Genomic DNA, 17166 nt, shown 5'->3' with positions numbered 1-17166 from the left:
CTGGGTTGTCGTGATTGTGACCAATGATTTTGAGGTACGCGTAGGCGCCCGCACGCTTCTCGATGCCCCCGGACAGCACCTCCGCGTCCAGCCCGGCGACCGCATCGGGCTAGTGGGCCGCAATGGTGCGGGAAAGACCACGACCATGCGCATCCTGGCAGGCGAGACCGAGCCTTATGGCGGTACTGTCTCTCGTTCGGGTCTGATTGGTTACCTTCCGCAGGATTCTCGCGAAGGCAATATCGAGCAAACAGCGCGCGAGCGCGTGCTTTCTGCCCGCGGGTTGGACGATATTAAGCGGCGCATGGCCAAGCAGCAAGAGCTGATGGAAACGGCCACGGATGAGAAGTTCCGCGATAAGGCCATCCGTAAATACTCCCGCTTGGAAGAACAATTTGACTCCTTGGGCGGCTATGAGGCCGACTCCGAATGCGCCCAAATCTGCGATAACCTAGGCCTGCCTCAGCGCGTTTTAGATCAAAAGCTCAAGACACTATCGGGTGGCCAACGCCGCCGCGTGGAGCTGGCGCAGATCCTTTTTGCAGCCAGCGAAGGCTCGGGTAAATCCCAGACCACGTTGCTCCTGGATGAGCCCACTAACCACCTAGATGCGGATTCCATCGTTTGGCTCCGCCAGTTCCTGTCCAAGCACGAGGGCGGACTGGTCATGATTTCCCACGATGTCGAGTTGCTCGAGGCCGTGTGCAATAAGGTCTGGTTCCTCGACGCGGTGCGCGGCGAGGCGGATGTCTACAACATGGGCTATAAGAAGTACCTCGATGCCCGCGCCACTGATGAGGCGCGCCGGCGCCGCGAGCGCGCGAATGCGGAAAAGAAGGCCTCCGCGCTGCAAAAACAGGCCGCGAAATTGGGTGCCAAGGCCACCAAGGCCGCAGCGGCGAAGCAGATGCTAAACCGCGCCGAGCGCATGATGAATGACCTCGATGAGGTGCGCGTTGCGGATAAGGTAGCCAATATTAAATTCCCCGAGCCCGCCCCGTGCGGCAAGACGCCCATGAACGCCAAAGGCTTGACTAAGATGTACGGTTCGTTGGAGGTGTTCGCGGGCGTGGACCTGGCCATTGATAAGGGCTCCCGCGTCGTTGTCCTGGGGTATAACGGTGCCGGTAAGACCACCTTGCTCAAGCTTTTGGCGGGGGAGGAGCGCACCGATGGCGAAGGTGGCATCGTCAGTGGCCATGGTTTGCGCATTGGCTACTTTGCGCAGGAGCACGACAATATCCACCCGGATAAGAGCGTATGGGAAAACACCATCGAGGCCTGCCCCGATGCGGACCAGCAAGAGCTGCGCGGGCTGCTGGGAGCGTTCATGTTTTCCGGCGATAAACTGCAACAGCCCGCCGGAACGCTGTCCGGCGGTGAGAAAACCCGCCTGTCGCTGGCTACGTTGGTCTCCAGCCGCGCGAACGTGCTGCTTCTGGATGAGCCGACCAATAACCTCGACCCCATCTCTCGCGAGCAGGTGCTTGACGCGCTCAATACGTACACGGGCGCGGTGGTCTTGGTAACCCACGATCCGGGAGCGGTGAAGGCGCTCGACCCTGAGCGGGTGATCATCATGCCGGATGGCGATGAAGACCTGTGGTCCGATGAGTACATGGAAATCGTCGAGCTGGCTTAAGCCTGATGAAGACGCTGATCGAGAGGATGCCCGCCTGGCGGGATAAGTTTTGGGTCATTCCCGCGGTAGCGGTAGCGGTGGCCGTCGTGGCGGCCGAAGGCATGTTGGCGCTCGACCGCAACTTCGATCTGGCGTTCTCTCGACTCTACGACGGTAGTGCGGAAAGTGCCCAGGGCCTGCTCACCGCCGTAGCAACCGCCACGCTGTCTCTGGCCGGCACCCTGTTCTTTATCACCCTGACCGCGCTTTCCGGCGTGGTGACGGTGATGGGCCCGCGCCTATTGCACGAGTTTTTAAAGGACCGTTCCATCCAGTCCACGCTGGGATCTACCTGGCGACTTTTTACCTACTCGCTGCTCTCTCTGCGTGCCGTGCGCGCCGGCGGCGAGGGCAAGCAAGAACACGTTCCCTCGCTGAATGTCGCTGTCGACATCGCCTTGGCGCTGATATGCGTGGTCTTTTTGATTTATTTCATCGTCCATATCGCGCAGTCCATTAGCATGTCTCATGTAGTGCACGTGGTGGCCCAGGATGTGGAAGAGCACATGCGGCGCCTCATTGAGCGCGGCGAAGAAGAAAAGGTTGCCAAGGCACCAGGTTCGGATTTCTATGAATCCGCCGATGCAACCCGCAGCTCCCAAACGGGCTACCTGAAATTCGTGGACTACGAGTCTATTGCCCAAGCGGCCGCCGAAGAAGAGTGCGCGGTTCACCTGGGTGTTGCCCCGGGCGATCTCGTGCTAGAAGGCGAGGTCATTGCTCACGGCGTGCCGCACATGCCGGAAAACATTGAAAAGCACATCGTGGTCACGCAGCACCGCGAGGATGCCTCTGCGCACGACCCTCGGTTTACTGCCCGGCACCTCGCAGAGATTGCTGCTCGCGCTCTCAGTACCGGCGTCAATGATCCTTATACGGTCATCGACATCATTGACCGCTTCACGCAAATCTTGGTGGTCATTGGGGACAAGCGCTTGCCGCAGGGGATTATGCATATCGATGGCGAGTTCCGCTTGGACTATCAAACCTTTAGCTACGAACAGATCATTGAGGCGATGTTCACCCAAATCCGCCGCGATGCGGCCGATAACGCCGAAATCTACCTCAGCCTGCTCAACAACCTAGCCAAGGTGGTCGCGCTGCTTCGCACCGTGGAACGCCGCAATGTCCTAGATGAAGCAGCGGAGGCCATCTACTCCGATGCGGGCCGCCAGGTCGGCGGCGAGGTGGAATTGCGCCAGCTAGAAGATTCTTTTCAGCACTTCAAAGCAAACCTCGCCCGGTGGGAAGAATCCGAAAAGCCGGGCGAGGAGAATGAAGACTCCGAGTCCTAAGGGGAGCTTGTTGCGCTTGTCCTAGGCGCGCTTCTCCCCCTAGGTGTGGATTACTCCGCGCCTAGTTGCGGAATCCGTGCACCGGTGCGGGGATAAAGCCACCGCGGTTGATGAACTGCGAATTGCCCACCTGATTGACCGGGATGATCGGTGCGTAGCCCAAAAGCCCACCGAAGCTGACCTCGTCGCCCACCTTGGCGCCAGGTACCGGAATGACGCGCACGGCGGTGGTCTTATGATTCATCACGCCGATCGCGGCTTCATCCGCAATCATGCCGGAAATCGTGGCCGCAGAGGTATCGCCAGGCAGTGCGATCATGTCGAACCCGACCGAGCAGATGGAGGTCATGGCCTCCAACTTGTCCATGGAAATGGAGCCGGACTTTACGGCATCGATCATGCCCCTGTCCTCAGAGACCGGAATGAAGGAACCGGACAATCCGCCCACGCGCGAGCATGCCATCATGCCGCCCTTCTTGACGGCATCGTTAAGCAGCGCCAATGCCGCCGTCGTGCCGTGCGTGCCCACCTGATCGAGGCCCATGTGCTCGAGGATATGTGCCACGGAGTCGCCGAGTTCTGCCGTGGGGGCCAAGGAAAGGTCAATGATGCCGAAGGGAACGCCGAGGCGCTCGGAGGCCATATTGCCCACGAGCTGCCCGGCGCGGGTGATCTTGAAGGCCGCCTTCTTTACTTCCTCAGCCACCTGATCCAGGCTTGCGCCTTCCAAGGAGCCGAGGGCGCGGTCCACCACGCCGGGGCCGGAGACGCCAACGGAGACGACGCAGTCAGGCTCCTCGATGCCGTGGAAGGCGCCGGCCATAAACGGATTATCGCCCACGGAGTTGGCAAAGACGACGAGCTTGGCGCAGGCAATCGCGGAATTATCCTTGGTCAGCTCAGCGGCTTCCTTGATGACCTCGCCCATCTGCTTCGTCGCATCCATGTTGATGCCGGCGCGAGAGCTGGCGATATTGACCGAGGAGCACACTACGTCCGTCTCGGCCAAGGCTTCGGGGATGGAGGAAATGAGCTTTTGCTCTGCGCTCGTCGCACCCTTTTCTACCAGCGCGGAGTAGCCGCCGACGAAGTTAACGCCCACTTCCTTCGCGGCCTTATCCAGCGCCCGCGCGGCATCGACGGGGTTGCCATCCACACCTGCGACAACGAGGGAAATGGGGGTGACGGAGATGCGCTTGTTGACGATCGGGATGCCGAGCTCACCTTCGATGCCCTCGCATACCTCAACCAAGCGGCCCGCTTGCTGCGTTACGCGGTCATAGATGGCCTGGCAGGTTGACTCCATGGTCGAGCGCGTGCATCCCAGCAGGGAAATGCCCATCGTCACGGTGCGGATATCGAGACGATAGTTTTCAATCATCTCGATGGTGTCCAAGATATTGGTGGTATTAAAACGCGTGCTCATGTTAAATCTCGTTCATGGCGGTAAAGAGGTCTTCGGACTGAATGCGGATGGATTGCTGCTTTTCCTCCGCAACCGGGCGCATCCGCTCCTTGATGGTTTGGATGGATACGGCATCCGCATCGAATTCAACGCGGAGGATCATGGTGAAATAGTCACCCATAATGGTCTGCGAGACATCAATGACGTTGATGTCCAGATCAGCAAGAGTCGTGGTCACTGCGGCAATGATTCCGGTGCTATCGGCACCGGTGACGGTCATAATGGCATACATAACCAGTATTCTATCTGGTTCGGTGGGCAACGCTCGCACCACGGTCGCGGCATGTTCTGGCACTGCTGAAAAGAACCGCTGCAGCATAAAAATCGCGCTGTTACCATGGGGCGCTATGGCTGATACCAAGAAAAAGGTTTTGTACATCGGTGGACACGGCAAGGTTGGCCTGCTGGCGGCTCCAAAATTAGCGGAAGCTGGCCACGAGGTTCACTCGCTTATCCGTAACCCAGACCAGAAGGCCGATATTGAGCAGGCCAACGCTACGCCGGTTATTGCAGATATTACCGAGCAGTCCGTTGACCAATGGGCCGAGCTATTCGCAGATTATGACGCAGTTGTATGGGGTGCCGGAAACGGCGGCCGTGGCGGCGCGGAACTGACGTGGGCCGTCGACCGCGACGGCGCATTGGCCGCCATCGAGGCCCTGGAAAAGCTGGGCAAAGACGTTCCTCAGTTCGTCATGATTTCTTATGTCGGCTCCCAGGTTGCGACGACGGACCCAGCCGATGAAAAGTGGTACGCCTATGTGGAGTCCAAGAAGGAAGTGGACAACCGCTTGGCCGATAGCTCTATCCCGCACATCATCCTGAAACCCGCTGGCCTGACGGAGGAGCCTGCGCAGGGGCTGGAATTTGTTGAGGACAAGATGCTGCAGGAGGGCCAGACCTCTTCCCGCGACTTGGTGGCAGACGTCATCGTAGAGGTACTGGGCCGCGAGGAGCTTCCAACGTCTCCAGTCGTATTCGTTGACGGCGACAAGCCAGTCAGCTCGATTAAGTAATAGTTAGCCAGGCTAGCTATGAGTCTCTCGCGCCCAGCCGTCCTGCTCGACTGCGATCCAGGCATTGATGACTGCCTCGCCCTGATGTACCTGGCGGGGCTGCATCACGCAGGCGAGATCGAGTTGGTGGGCGTGAGTACCACTGCTGGTAACGTCGCGGTCCAGCAGACAGCCGCCAATGCACGGTGGATTTTGGATCTTTGTGGATTACCGGAGGTCCCCGTCGCCCCAGGGCGGTCGGCCCCGCTCGAAGTAGAGCTGACCACGACACCTGAAACCCACGGTGCGTCCGGCTTGGGTTATCTTTCCGCGCCCGATCACGATTTCGGCGATATGCAGTGGCTGGAGTTGTGGTCTACCGCCATTGCCCGCAACCCAGGTCTGCACCTCATCATTACTGGGCCGGTAACTAATTTGGCGGACTTCGAGCGGGAGCACGGCGATGCCGTCGCGCGGTGCGGCTCGATTACCATCATGGGCGGTGCCGTTAATTACCGCGGTAATACGACGCCGACCGCGGAGTGGAATTTCTGGGTAGATCCCCACGCGGCAGCACGTCATTTTTCAGCCTCAGCAGAATTGGACAGTACGCTGTGCTCGCTCGAGGTCACCGAGCAATTTCTCATCACTCCAGAGCGCTTGGCAGAAATTCAAGGGCTTCTTGGTACACACCCAATGGCGGAAAAGCTGCCGGAGCTACTGCGGTTCTACTTCGAATTCCATCAAGCGCAAGAAGAAGGCTACCAAGCCCAGATCCATGACCTGCTGACCTGCATCATCGCGCTAAAGAAGGTGCCGTTCGAGGCGGTAGAAACGACTATTGACGTGGAAGCGGACTCTGCGCTGATGCGCGGGACCAGCGTCGCAGACCTCCGCAATCACTGGCGCCGGCCGGCTAATGCCTCGCTGGTGACCAGCGCGGATATTCCAGCCGCCCACCGTGAATTCGATAGGGCGTTGCGCGCATTGAGCGCGCGTGTTGCTCTAGGCGAATAAATCTTTTACCCTAATCCGCAGCGCATACGCCACATTTTTCCTACGCTGAGGTGACATAGGCTGGAACTAAAAGCAGTGTGCCCCGATCTCTTTTACACATTGATGGATTAGGAATACCTCTATGCCTCAGCTTTCTCTTACCCCTGCCCGCCGGGGGATGGTCATCGCGGGCGCCGCGCTAGTCGTCGCCACGTGGATCTACTTGGTGCTTTTCCGCCCCACCGATTGGGAGTCCGTAGCGGGCTCTGCCGAAGCGTTGATCACCTTGGCCGGCTACCTCATTGGCGCAGCGCTGCTGCTTGCCGGCACCGTGCCATCCCTTCCAGCTCGTACCATCGCCATTATTCCCATCGCGTTGGTGCTCAACATCGTGGTGGGCCAAATCATCGGATCGAGCGGCATTCCGCTGTATATCGACTCCGTGGGAACCATCCTGGTGGCGGCACTGGCAGGCCCCATTGCCGGGCTTGCTACCGGTACGCTGTCTTCAGTGGTCTGGGGATTGCTCAACCCGATGGCGCTCCCATTCGCCGCGGTGTCCGCTGCTACCGGCTTCCTTTCCGGCTGGGCCATCCAAAAGGGCGCGTTTACCAAGATCTGGAAGGTCATCGTCAGCGGTGCCATCATCGGCATCATCTGCGGCATGCTCGCCGCACCCGTGGCCGCATTCGTCTACGGCGGTACGGCTGGTGTCGGTACCGGCGCGCTCACGTCCCTCTTCCGCGAACTCGGCAACTCCTTGATTGCGTCCGTGACGATGCAATCACTTATCTCTGACCCATTGGATAAGGCCGTTGTCTTCCTCATCGTGTGGGCTGCCGTGAAATCCTTGCCTAAGCGCACCCGGGAATCCTTGCAGCCTCGCTAATGTATCGCCTTCACCCGTCGACGGTCCTCACCATTGCTGCGTGCGGTTGGCTACTTATCCTCGCTCTCAATAGCCCACTAGCCTCTGCAGTGGTAGCTGGCGCAATGCTTGCCTATGGCGTGTGGGCCACGAGATCCCTTGCGATCGTCTTGGCCTCTGCAGCGCTCTGTGTTCCGGTGGCCTTATCGATGTTGGTGATCCACGCCCCCTATGGCGATAACCAACTGATTCCGCTCGTCACAAGCGATGGCCTGCTCATCGCCGCCACACTAGCCCTGCGCTTTTTCGCACTCATGGTGTGCTTCATCGTGGCGATGTCCGTACTGCGAATCTCCGATATTGCGAAATGGCTACAAGTCTCGCGCGCGGGGCACAAAATCGCCTACATCGTTGGTGCATCATTGCAGTCCTTACCGCAAGGTGCGCAAGCCTGGCGGACCGTCCGCGATGCCAACCAGCTGGCGGGAATCAAGGTGACGTGGCGCAATACCATTTCCCGGGTGGTCATCCCAGTAATTTCGCGCCTCCTGATCCAAGGCACCGAGCGCGGCCACGCCCTTGCCGCCGTGGGCTTTGATGAAGAGGGGACCAGGACCCTTTTGCGGCCGGTGCCGGATTCAGCAGTGTCCCGCGTGCTGCGCTACATCATTCCCATTGGAACCATAGGAGTCATGGTCTTTGTATGGATTTAGACGATATTCAGCCAGATCAAGGCAGCATCATCCAAGTACTTGTGCCTTCGGATGCCATCACAGAAAACGTGGCGCAAGAGCTGGGCGAAAAATTCTCATCATCCGCCATCATTGGTACTGACTCTTCCGCGCAGATGAGCTACCTGCGCGATACCTGCATCGAAGAAGTGGTCCTAGGATTAGAAAACCAGGGTGAGGACCCAGCCCGCATGCAGGTACGCGGAGAGGAAATGCTCGCGGCGGTGGGGCTTAGCGATTACGCGGAGAAAAACCCCACCCAGCTTTCTGGCGGTCAGACCCGGAGGCTCGCCGCTGCATGCGTAGCGATCCGCGAGCCCGAGGTGCTCATTATGTGTGAGCCGAGTGCGGGGCTTGATCCCACATCGCTGACGATGATGGTGCAGCTATTGCATTCGCTGCGCAATACGTGCGTTCTCGCCGTGTCATCCATGCACTGGCCCGAATTGGGCGGGATGGTCGTAGGAGAGACCCCACAACCTGCTCCTATACACCTGCAATCGATTTCGGATTATGGGGCGCAAGAATACCTCGGGCCGCTTACTGCGCGCCGCGGACAAGAAAAGAAGCGGTGGTGGCAATCGGCGAAGCCTTCCGGCACTACCTTTAGCGTCGGACCCGTCACCATCCCTATTCGCGGCGGAGGCGTGACCTGGTTACGCGGGGCAAACGGCACTGGAAAAACGTCACTCCTGCGCTCCGCCGCAGGTCTTGATGGGGCACAGCGCCCAACAGAGCCCAGGGGATTGGTCCTACAATCTCCTTATGACCAGGTAATATATTCCACCTTGGGTGACTTTGTTCCCAGTGACGCGTTGAGGGAGTTGCTAGAGCTTGACGCCGATGAGCACCCATTGGATCTATCCGCTTCCCGGCTGAGGCTTGCCCAAACTGCACATGTGGTGGGGATGGGCCACGCCATCTTGCTCATGGATGAGCCCGATAGCTTGCTTTCGCTAACGGATCGAGCACTCATGCATCAACTGATTCATAGGGCGCTGGAATCAGGAACGGCAATCGTCCTTACGTGCCATGATCCAGGGTTCGTCGCAGAGATCGCGCAGTATGTCAGCGTCCAGGAAGTAGAACTTTCCAATACCGGTGGCTTGGCAGAGAGCACCGACTAACCAAGTCCGCGTTCAGCTGGCGCCTTCGCCTCCCAGTGAGAAAAGCGGAGTGACGAAAGCGGGGGTGTTCCTATAAAAATTTGTCGGTCTCGCGGACGGGGTTGACGGGGGAGGATCCTCAACTCGGGATTTTTAGGTATGTTGTTTTGCGCGTGGCTGGTAGCCGACTGGGGGTTTCCAGTCGGCTTGTTTCGTTGTTAGAGGTTAGGCTGCTGCGGCTTCCTTTGCTGGGGCGGGATCGCGGTAATACTCGTGGTTGCGCATCATGGCGCAGAGGACGTTGATTCATCTGCGGGCGAGTGCTACAACCGCAGCGTTGTGACGCTTGCCTTCCTTGCACTTTCGTTCAAAGAATTGCGAGCCTAACCCCCGACGTGTCCACTTTCCGGGGTCAGGCCCCAAGAGCAACGTAATGGGCTCGGTTAGCGCTGTGGTGTGATGTCTAGTGACTTTTTGGACTCGGAGTCCATTGACTTTTTGGACGCGGAGTCCAGTTAGTTTTTTGACGCGGAGTCCAGGAAGTTTATGGACAGGATGTCTAGTGACTTTTTGGACTCTGGCTTCTTGACAATGTGGGGATGGCAATTCCCATTACTCTCCGCAAGAAGATAGCGGATTTCGACCCCATCCGTGAGGGCATCACGGTCCAGCAGTTCTGCAAGAACATCGGCGTATCGAAGCAGACGTACTACAACATCAAAGCACGTATCGCCGAACGCGGGCGGGCTGGCATCGTGCCCGACAGCACGGCACCGCTGAACCCGCGACGGGTCTACGATGACAAGATTCGACAACAGGTCCTGCAAGCTCGCGGTACGTTAAGAGCCCGCGGCCAAGACTGCGGCCCATGGTCAATCTTCTACTTCTTCCTCGACGAACTCGGCTACGACCAACCACCGTCACGAGCTTTAATCGCACAATGGTTGCACGAGGCTGGCGTCGCTGACATCAATGCACGTAAACGACCGCGTAAGTCCTACAGGCACTTTGCCAGGGGCGAAGTCAATGAACTGTGGCAGATCGATGCGTTTGCCTACAGACTCTTCGATGTGCCTCACACGCAAGTGACTATCTACCAAGTCGTCGACGATGCCAGCCGCTTCGACGTCGGCTCCCAAGCTTTTGGAACTCCAGAAAACGGCACCGATGCCCGCATCACGCTAAGTGGAGCCATTGATGCTTACGGACTTTTCCAAGAAGTCCTCTCTGACAACGGTGATGCCTTTGCCACCTACCATCGCGGCCGGCTGTCGCAAACCGAACGCTGGCTCGCCAGCCTGGGAGTTCAATCAAGTGCGGGCTTTGCTCCCACGACGCAAGGCAAAGACGAGCGATCGCACCAAACCATGACCAGGTTTTTGGATGCTCGTACCCCGACGACGCTGGCGCAGGTCCAACAGCTGATTGTCGACTACCGCAACTTCTACAACACACGCCGTCGCCACCAAGGACTTCTCAGGGGCAAGATGCACATCACCCCAGCCCAAGCCTGGGAGATTATCTCGCATGCCCAGCCACCGACGCAGCCGATTGACCCAGATGTTTTATGGACAAAAATCGCGAAACAATATCACCGGATTCACCCCGACAACCAGGCAGATGCTTTAGCAGCCGACACAGTGGTCGCGACAGATAATGCCCTGCCTGAAGTTGCAGCTTCAGACAGGGCACCAAGTAACGACACTCAGGCGATCCAGCAAGATACACCCCATGCCGATTCCTCAACCGTAATGCCAAGCTCTACCGGTGTAAATGCATTCTGGCCTATCCCGGACAAGCTGTGGATCAACAAAAGCGGGGTGGTACGCGTTATGGGGCACGGCCTCTACGTCGGGCTGCGCTTCAAAAATCGAGCCATCTACAGCAGCGTAGCCGATGACTATGTGGAATTTTTTACTGATCACGACGGTGAGAAACTGTTTTCATTTCCGCTACCGATCCAACTGAATCAGCGTCCACCCGGCGGTCAAATCAACATAAACCACGTTGTCGGCATGTGGCACCGACAACCCCCAGAGCTAAAACCCAACCTCTCTGGGCCACGGCCAAGCCGCCGGAAGAAGCCAAGCTAGCACCAGTACAAAAACTCCGTGGACTCCCCGTCCAAAAAGCGGGGAGACTCCGCGTCCAAAAAGCGGGGAGACTCCGCGTCCACAAAGTCCCAAGACTCCGAGTCCACAAAGTAGCTGGACTCCAAGTCCAAAAACCTCATGGACATAACACGGTTAGCGCTGTGGAGACCTAGAACTCCGAATGGATTGCTCCACCAGATCGAGGACACGCTCCAGGCCATCCGTATCCCCTAAGGCGAGCCTATTAATAAACCCATCCATGAAGGTTTCCAAATAGCACACCAGGGTATCTATATCGACATCGTCTCGCAGACGGCCTTGTTCCGCGTTGGAAGCGAGGCGGGCGCGGATAGCCTCGTCACGAATGGACTGGTGTTCTTTCCACCGAGCAGCAAACGATGGGTCCGTGCGCAAGAGGGAAGTGATCTCCAGACGCGTGGCAAGCCAATCGTGGCGTTCTGGGTGACGCAACATCTCCCGCATAACCTCGACGAGGCCGTTATTGGCCACTACTTCTGCCTGGCGTGCGGCATCCTCGCGGGCTAAAGAGAGGAATAAGGACTCCTTGTCCCCAAAGTGGTGGAATATGGCGCCGCGTGATTTCCCCGTGGCTTGTTCTAAGAGGCGGACAGTCGCGCCCTCATAGCCATGTTCGGCAAAGCACCGGCGAGCTCCGACGAGAATTTCGTGCCTGCGCCGATTTAACTCAGATTCACTCACGATTGGCATGGTGAGGTCGTCTCCTTTTAGGAATGTTTAATGCTTCAAGTTAAGTATGTTCTAAAACGAACATAGAACGACAACGAAGAAACGCGGGGCCGCAGAGCCCTCTACGGGAGAGAGCGGTGCGACCCCGCGTCTTCAAGCTCAGCGACGAGTACTAAGCCCAAGGGACTTAGTACTTTGTCGTCGCATCAAATGGCTTAGTTCTTCACCATCTGGCGCAGCACGTACTGCAGGATGCCGCCGTGGCGGAAGTACTCTGCCTCACCCGGGGTGTCGATACGTACGTTAGCGTCGAACTCGACGGCGTCGTCGGAGTCCTGCTTGGTAGCGGTGACGTGAACAGTCTTCGGGATGGAGCCGTCGTTGAATCCGGTGATGCCTTCGATGTCGAAGGTCTCCGTGCCGTCCAGACCCAGGGACTCGTGGGACTCGCCCTCAGGGAACTGCAGCGGGATAACGCCCATACCGATGAGGTTCGAGCGGTGGATGCGCTCGAAGGACTCGGTGATGACTGCCTTAACACCCAGGAGGTTGGTGCCCTTTGCAGCCCAGTCACGGGAAGAACCGGTGCCGTATTCCTTACCAGCGATAACGACCAGTGGGATACCGGCTTCCTTGTAGTTCTCGCATGCATCGTAGATGTATGCCTGAGGTGCGCCCTCTTGGGTGAAGTCGCGGGTGTAACCACCGGTCTCATCCACCAGCTGGTTAGCCAGGCGGATGTTGGCGAAGGTACCGCGCATCATGACCTCGTGGTTACCGCGGCGGGAACCCAAGGAGTTGTAGTCAGAGCGGGACACGCCGTTCTCATCCAGGTACTGCGCGGCCGGGGTGCCCGGCTTGATGGCAGAAGCAGGGGAGATGTGGTCAGTGGTGACGGAATCGCCCAGCTTCGCAAGAACGCGAGCGCCCTTGATGTCCTCAACTGGGTCCGGTTCGGTCGGCATGCCCTCGAAGTACGGAGCCTTGCGGATGTAGGTGGAGTCCTCATCCCACTCGAAGGTCTCGCCCTCTGGAACATCCAGGTTGCGCCATGCGTCGTCGCCCTTGAAGACGTCGGCGTAGTCGGCCTCGTACATCTCGCGGGAGATGGCGGACTGGATGGTGTCCTCGATCTCCTGCGGGGTAGGCCAGATGTCCTTCAGGAAGACATCGTTGCCGTCTTCGTCCTGACCCAGCGGCTGGTTGTCAAAGTCGAAGTCCATGGTGCCGGCAATAGCGTAAGCGATAACCATGATTGGGGATGCCAAGTAGTTCATCTTGACGTCCGGGGAGATACGACCCTCGAAGTTGCGGTTACCGGACAGAACTGCGGTAGCTGCCAAGTCGTTCTCGTTGATGGCTGCAGAAACTTCCTCTGGCAGCGGGCCGGAGTTACCAATGCAGGTGGTGCAGCCGAAGCCGGACAGGTAGAAGCCCATAGCCTCGAGGTCCTTCCAGAGGTCTGCACGCTGGAAGTAGCCATCGACAACCTGGGAACCAGGCGCACAAATGGTCTTGACCCATGGCTTGGAGCGCAAGCCCTTTTCAGCGGCCTTACGCGCAATCAGACCAGCACCCACCATGACGGATGGGTTAGAGGTGTTGGTGCACGAGGTGATGGAGGCAATGGCCACCATGCCGTGGTCAAGGGTGTACTCGCCGCCGTTGTCAGGTTCAACGGTGATCGGGTTGGAGTGACGTCCCTTAGCACCAACCGCGGCGGATTCGCCGTGGCCCTCGCGAGACTTGTTCAAGCCACCGGTGACATCATCATCGCCAGGCGCGCCGCCCTCACCGGACATGCGCTTAGCCTCAACGGAGGAGTCGTCGACGCATACTTCGTCGGTGGTGTAGTTGGACAGATCCTTACGGAACTGCTCCTTGGCCTCCGAAAGAAGGATGCGGTCCTGCGGGCGCTTCGGGCCGGCGATGGACGGCTCAACGGTGGACAGGTCGAGTTCGATGTACTCGGAGTACTCCGGCTCCGGAGTATCCTCTGCCAGCCACATGCCCTGGGCCTTAGCGTACTGCTCGACGCGGTCGATCTGCTCTTGCGGGCGACCGGTGAGCTCGAGGTACTTGGTGGTCTCTTCGTCGATGGGGAAGATGGCCGCGGTGGACCCGAACTCTGGCGACATGTTGCCGATGGTGGCGCGGTTAGCCAGCGGGACGGACTTAACGCCGTTGCCGTAGAACTCTACGAACTTCTGGACAACGCCGTGCTCACGCAGCATCTCCGTAATGGTCAAGACGACGTCGGTTGCGGTAACGCCGGTCGGGATTTCGCCGGTCAGCTTGAAGCCGACGACCTTCGGGATGAGCATCGATACCGGCTGGCCGAGCATGGCAGCCTCTGCCTCGATGCCGCCGACGCCCCAGCCTAGGATGCCCAGGCCGTTTTCCATGGTGGTGTGGGAGTCAGTACCGATACAGGTATCTGGGTATGCCAAGCCCTCGTTGTCAAAGACAACGCGGGACAGGTACTCGATGTTGACCTGGTGGACAATACCGGTTCCCGGAGGAACAACGCGGAAGTTGGAGAAGTTCTCAGCACCCCAACGCAGGAACTGGTAGCGCTCTTCGTTGCGCTGGTACTCGATTTCGACGTTCTTCTCAAGAGCGTCGGTGGAACCAAAGGCCTCAACGATAACGGAGTGGTCAATAACCATCTCGGCAGGGTTCAGCGGGTTCACCTGGTCTGGCGTGCCGCCAAGAGCGGACACAGCCTCACGCATGGTTGCGAGGTCGACGACACAGGGAACGCCGGTGAAGTCCTGCATGAGGACGCGGGCCGGGGTGAACTGGATTTCAGTATCCGGTTCGGACTTTGGGTCCCAATTGGCAAGGGCCTTGATGTGGTCCTCGTTTACATTCTTGCCGTCCTCATTGCGCAGCAGGTTTTCTGCCAGCACCTTGAGGGAGTACGGCAACTTCTCCATGCCAGGAACCGTGTTGATGTCGAAGTAGTCGTAAGACTTACCGTTGACATCAAGGGTCTTCTTGGCGTCGAAGGAGTTCAAGCTTTCAGTCACAGGGAGCTCCATTCCTTGTTGATAAACAGTTTGTTCTGTTTTGTACTCGCCGCCTACTGGGGTTGCGGGATAAGCAAAAGGCGTGTGACCACATAGTGATCGAAACGAAGCCATGGGGCCCGCAGTGCCAAAGACGGCAAAGAACGCGATGGTTCACCTATTTATTGTAGAGGTAAAAACCTTCCGTTGCTCTCATTGTAACGGGACAAGCGTTCTGTTTAAAACATTTCCTTGCACTCGGCGCGTTAACCGTGTGTGCGATGGCAGTAACCTTTATCGTTAACGAAGAAAGGCCCAGGCACAAGCGCAGTGCATAACCCCCGATCTCGGGTGCACAAGCCCCCGTAATAGGGAAGAAGAGGGAAGGGGATTGAATGGTTCCAGATGAAGTGGACGTTCCACAGTTGGCCCAGCAGCTCAAGGAGGATGGCGTTGCTTATTCCGCGCCCTCATTGGAATCGGACGCTCAGCTGAATGCGGACGTCGCCAAGCAGCTGCGCGAGGGTGACGGGCTTGCCGTCGTCGACGTTTCTGTCTCCAAGGCCGCAGACGCGCGCGATATTGCGCAAGAACTATATGACGCCACGGGACTACAGACCGTCATCGTGCAGACCCCGCGCCATGTCTCCTCGGTCAGCGAGAACTATAGCCGCGCGGATATTGAATCCACCCAAGCGCAGTTAACGCCGGGGCTCAATCAGGTCGATCTCTTAGAGCGGTACTACGCGGGGCTTGAGCACAGCAGCTTTCCGATGATCGCTATCGTCGTCGCCGTCTTAATTCTCGCCCTAGTTTTTGGCGGCCTAAGTTACCGGCGCGCCTCCCGGTATCGCGAAACGCGAGGGTAAGTAGCACCCCTCAGGGAAGTTAGGAGTAGGGCGAAAAGCGGCCTCGAAACTAGCCAGCTTCCAGACATGTTTGTTCGAAAAAATAGTGGACATTTTCCGCTCTTTGAGGCTCCAGGATGGCTCCAAATTATCCGCCGATGCGGGCCCGAAATTTCAAGGGTGAGGGAGTCCCCGTGGCCCGTCGCGCCGAAAGGCGTGGGGAAGCCGCACCGAGATTTATAGAAAATGATCGTCAAGCGGCGGCGTCATAGTTGGGGCAGCTATAGGCCTCCGCCGGGTGGCACCGGGCGCCCGCGAATGAAGAAAACTCCACACGCCTAAAGGGAGCCAGGGGAGCGGGGGAGGGGTCCAAGTAAAGGCTTAGTGGTTGACTGGGGCCGGGGGAGTGGTTCTCGGGCGGTGAATCGGTCCTGAATTTGGCGACACTCACGGCCGGGTAGGCCGTAAAATCTAGAAGTTGAAGTGATGAACATCACAATAACGGGATGGTAACAAAATCATTGCAGGTTAGGTACGCCTGTTGTGTCATGTGGTTTAACTTGACTCCACGTAATTAAGTGGAATGTGTGCGAAAAGGGCGTGTCGTGACGTATGGTTCGAGTGTCGACTCAAGGGACATGAATATCTTCTTGAGTTCATGGGCTTAGCCTTGACGGTCAATTGAAGATTCACACGGGTATGTGGGGAAGCACGCCTCGCGGGAATCGAGGAATTGGCGGTACTTGGAAGTCAATGAACCAGAGGGACCTCTCGAACGGGAGGGTAGAAAAACTTTTCACTTGAGCGATGACAATGTTCGAAAAAATAAACATCAACCCACCTTCCTTAAAAGTGGTGAGACGAGTTCGCTAGAGCTCCATCGTGTGGGTATGCGGATGTGGTTCTCCCTGAACCCTTCAACGTTGGACTCCCGGTGAAGCGGGACCCGGTCGCAAGGTTCGCGGAGGAGCGCAGTCGGGTACGCGCAGAATGAGAGAAAGAGGGAACCGAAATCACACTAGGGCCAGCATCGTGTGGCCTGTTCATGGTTTGTGGCCGCTTGCCCTCGCAGGGATAAGCCCAGATTTGGAGCTGTATTTTCACTGCGCCGCGGCGAGTCGCGCCAAGGATCATAGGGCAGTTCTCACTATGCCAAGCGCAGCGTGCGAGGGGGCCTGGACTCTGCCAGCTACCCAAACTCACCGCACGCCATAAGCGAAGCTCGATGAAGATGCGCCAATTCCGGATCTCCCGGATTGGCACTGCGATGGGAGCATAGATGCTTCCCGCAAGGCTAGGGCGCTCACGCTCACAATAAACCGCGTAAGACACGTGGGAGAAGTGCACCATATACGTCGCTGGTATGGGG

General features: G+C 58.0%; 14 protein-coding genes and 1 pseudogene. 9 read left to right on the top strand and 6 right to left on the bottom strand.

Annotation, left to right across the window (positions count from 1 at the left end; genetic code table 11):
• Window positions 1-10: 10 nt before the first annotated feature.
• The gene (locus tag HMPREF1267_RS06950) at window positions 11-1642 is read left to right on the top strand and encodes an ABC-F family ATP-binding cassette domain-containing protein (RefSeq protein WP_023017470.1); all 1632 of its coding nucleotides are present in this window, start codon (window positions 11-13) and stop codon (window positions 1640-1642) included.
• Between the two features lie 5 nt (window positions 1643-1647).
• A complete protein-coding gene (locus HMPREF1267_RS06945) occupies window positions 1648-2976 on the top strand; it encodes a DUF2254 domain-containing protein (protein ID WP_023028834.1) in 1329 nt (442 codons plus the stop codon).
• A 61-nt stretch (window positions 2977-3037) separates the two neighbouring features.
• Here the strand turns inward: HMPREF1267_RS06945 and HMPREF1267_RS06940 are convergent, their stop codons facing one another.
• Window positions 3038-4402, bottom strand: coding sequence for a PFL family protein (locus HMPREF1267_RS06940; RefSeq protein ID WP_023028833.1), 1365 nt, complete (start codon window positions 4400-4402; stop codon window positions 3038-3040).
• 1 nt (window position 4403) lies between these two features.
• A complete protein-coding gene (locus HMPREF1267_RS06935; protein ID WP_034654051.1) occupies window positions 4404-4673 on the bottom strand; it encodes an ACT domain-containing protein in 270 nt (89 codons plus the stop codon).
• A 115-nt stretch (window positions 4674-4788) separates the two neighbouring features.
• On the opposite strand from HMPREF1267_RS06935, the gene HMPREF1267_RS06930 reads away from it, so the two are divergent.
• The 5 genes from HMPREF1267_RS06930 (at window position 4789) to HMPREF1267_RS06910 (ending at window position 9158) form a co-directional block, all read left to right on the top strand.
• The gene (locus HMPREF1267_RS06930) at window positions 4789-5457 is read left to right on the top strand and encodes an NAD(P)-binding oxidoreductase (RefSeq protein WP_023017472.1); all 669 of its coding nucleotides are present in this window, start codon (window positions 4789-4791) and stop codon (window positions 5455-5457) included.
• Window positions 5458-5475: 18 nt separating this feature from the next.
• The gene (locus HMPREF1267_RS06925; RefSeq protein ID WP_023017473.1) at window positions 5476-6453 is read left to right on the top strand and encodes a nucleoside hydrolase; all 978 of its coding nucleotides are present in this window, start codon (window positions 5476-5478) and stop codon (window positions 6451-6453) included.
• Window positions 6454-6574: 121 nt separating this feature from the next.
• A complete protein-coding gene (locus tag HMPREF1267_RS06920; protein WP_005283022.1) occupies window positions 6575-7321 on the top strand; it encodes an ECF transporter S component in 747 nt (248 codons plus the stop codon).
• On the top strand, window positions 7321-8013 hold the full coding sequence (locus HMPREF1267_RS06915; RefSeq protein WP_023017474.1) for an energy-coupling factor transporter transmembrane protein EcfT: 693 nt from the start codon (window positions 7321-7323) through the stop codon (window positions 8011-8013). Before HMPREF1267_RS06920 ends, HMPREF1267_RS06915 begins: the two co-directional genes overlap by 1 nt.
• On the top strand, window positions 8004-9158 hold the full coding sequence (locus HMPREF1267_RS06910; RefSeq protein ID WP_023017475.1) for an ATP-binding cassette domain-containing protein: 1155 nt from the start codon (window positions 8004-8006) through the stop codon (window positions 9156-9158). The genes HMPREF1267_RS06915 and HMPREF1267_RS06910 overlap by 10 nt, the downstream gene beginning before the upstream one ends.
• 204 nt (window positions 9159-9362) lie before the next feature.
• Here HMPREF1267_RS06910 and HMPREF1267_RS12740 read toward each other — a convergent pair.
• Window positions 9363-9515, bottom strand: a pseudogene (locus HMPREF1267_RS12740) (IS110 family transposase); the annotation flags it as partial.
• A 221-nt stretch (window positions 9516-9736) separates the two neighbouring features.
• On the opposite strand from HMPREF1267_RS12740, the gene HMPREF1267_RS06905 reads away from it, so the two are divergent.
• The gene (locus HMPREF1267_RS06905; protein ID WP_023028832.1) at window positions 9737-11230 is read left to right on the top strand and encodes an integrase core domain-containing protein; all 1494 of its coding nucleotides are present in this window, start codon (window positions 9737-9739) and stop codon (window positions 11228-11230) included.
• On the opposite strand, the gene HMPREF1267_RS13160 is transcribed toward HMPREF1267_RS06905, so the two are convergent.
• The 3 genes from HMPREF1267_RS13160 to can all read right to left on the bottom strand — a co-directional run bounded on the left by HMPREF1267_RS13160 (window position 11227) and on the right by can (window position 14970).
• Entirely contained in the window at window positions 11227-11376 is a 150-nt protein-coding gene (locus HMPREF1267_RS13160; RefSeq protein WP_023028831.1) for a hypothetical protein, read from the bottom strand. The genes HMPREF1267_RS06905 and HMPREF1267_RS13160 overlap by 4 nt on opposite strands.
• A gap of 7 nt (window positions 11377-11383) precedes the next feature.
• Window positions 11384-11959 carry a TetR/AcrR family transcriptional regulator gene (locus tag HMPREF1267_RS06900; RefSeq protein ID WP_005279159.1) on the bottom strand — a complete coding sequence of 192 codons (576 nt, stop codon included), beginning with the start codon at window positions 11957-11959 and terminating at the stop codon, window positions 11384-11386.
• A 194-nt stretch (window positions 11960-12153) separates the two neighbouring features.
• Window positions 12154-14970, bottom strand: coding sequence for an aconitate hydratase (gene can / locus HMPREF1267_RS06895; protein WP_023017477.1), 2817 nt, complete (start codon window positions 14968-14970; stop codon window positions 12154-12156).
• 374 nt (window positions 14971-15344) lie between these two features.
• Between can and HMPREF1267_RS06890 the strand changes: the two genes are divergently transcribed.
• A complete protein-coding gene (locus HMPREF1267_RS06890; RefSeq protein WP_023028830.1) occupies window positions 15345-15818 on the top strand; it encodes a DUF6676 family protein in 474 nt (157 codons plus the stop codon).
• The last annotated feature ends 1348 nt before the right edge of the window (window positions 15819-17166 follow it).

The sequence above is a fragment of the Corynebacterium sp. KPL1824 genome, from assembly GCF_000478095.1.
In the GTDB taxonomy this organism is placed as follows: Bacteria; Actinomycetota; Actinomycetes; order Mycobacteriales; family Mycobacteriaceae; genus Corynebacterium; species Corynebacterium accolens.
The sequence above is the reverse complement of the archived record's forward strand: the minus strand, read 5'-3'. Positions and strand labels throughout refer to the sequence as shown.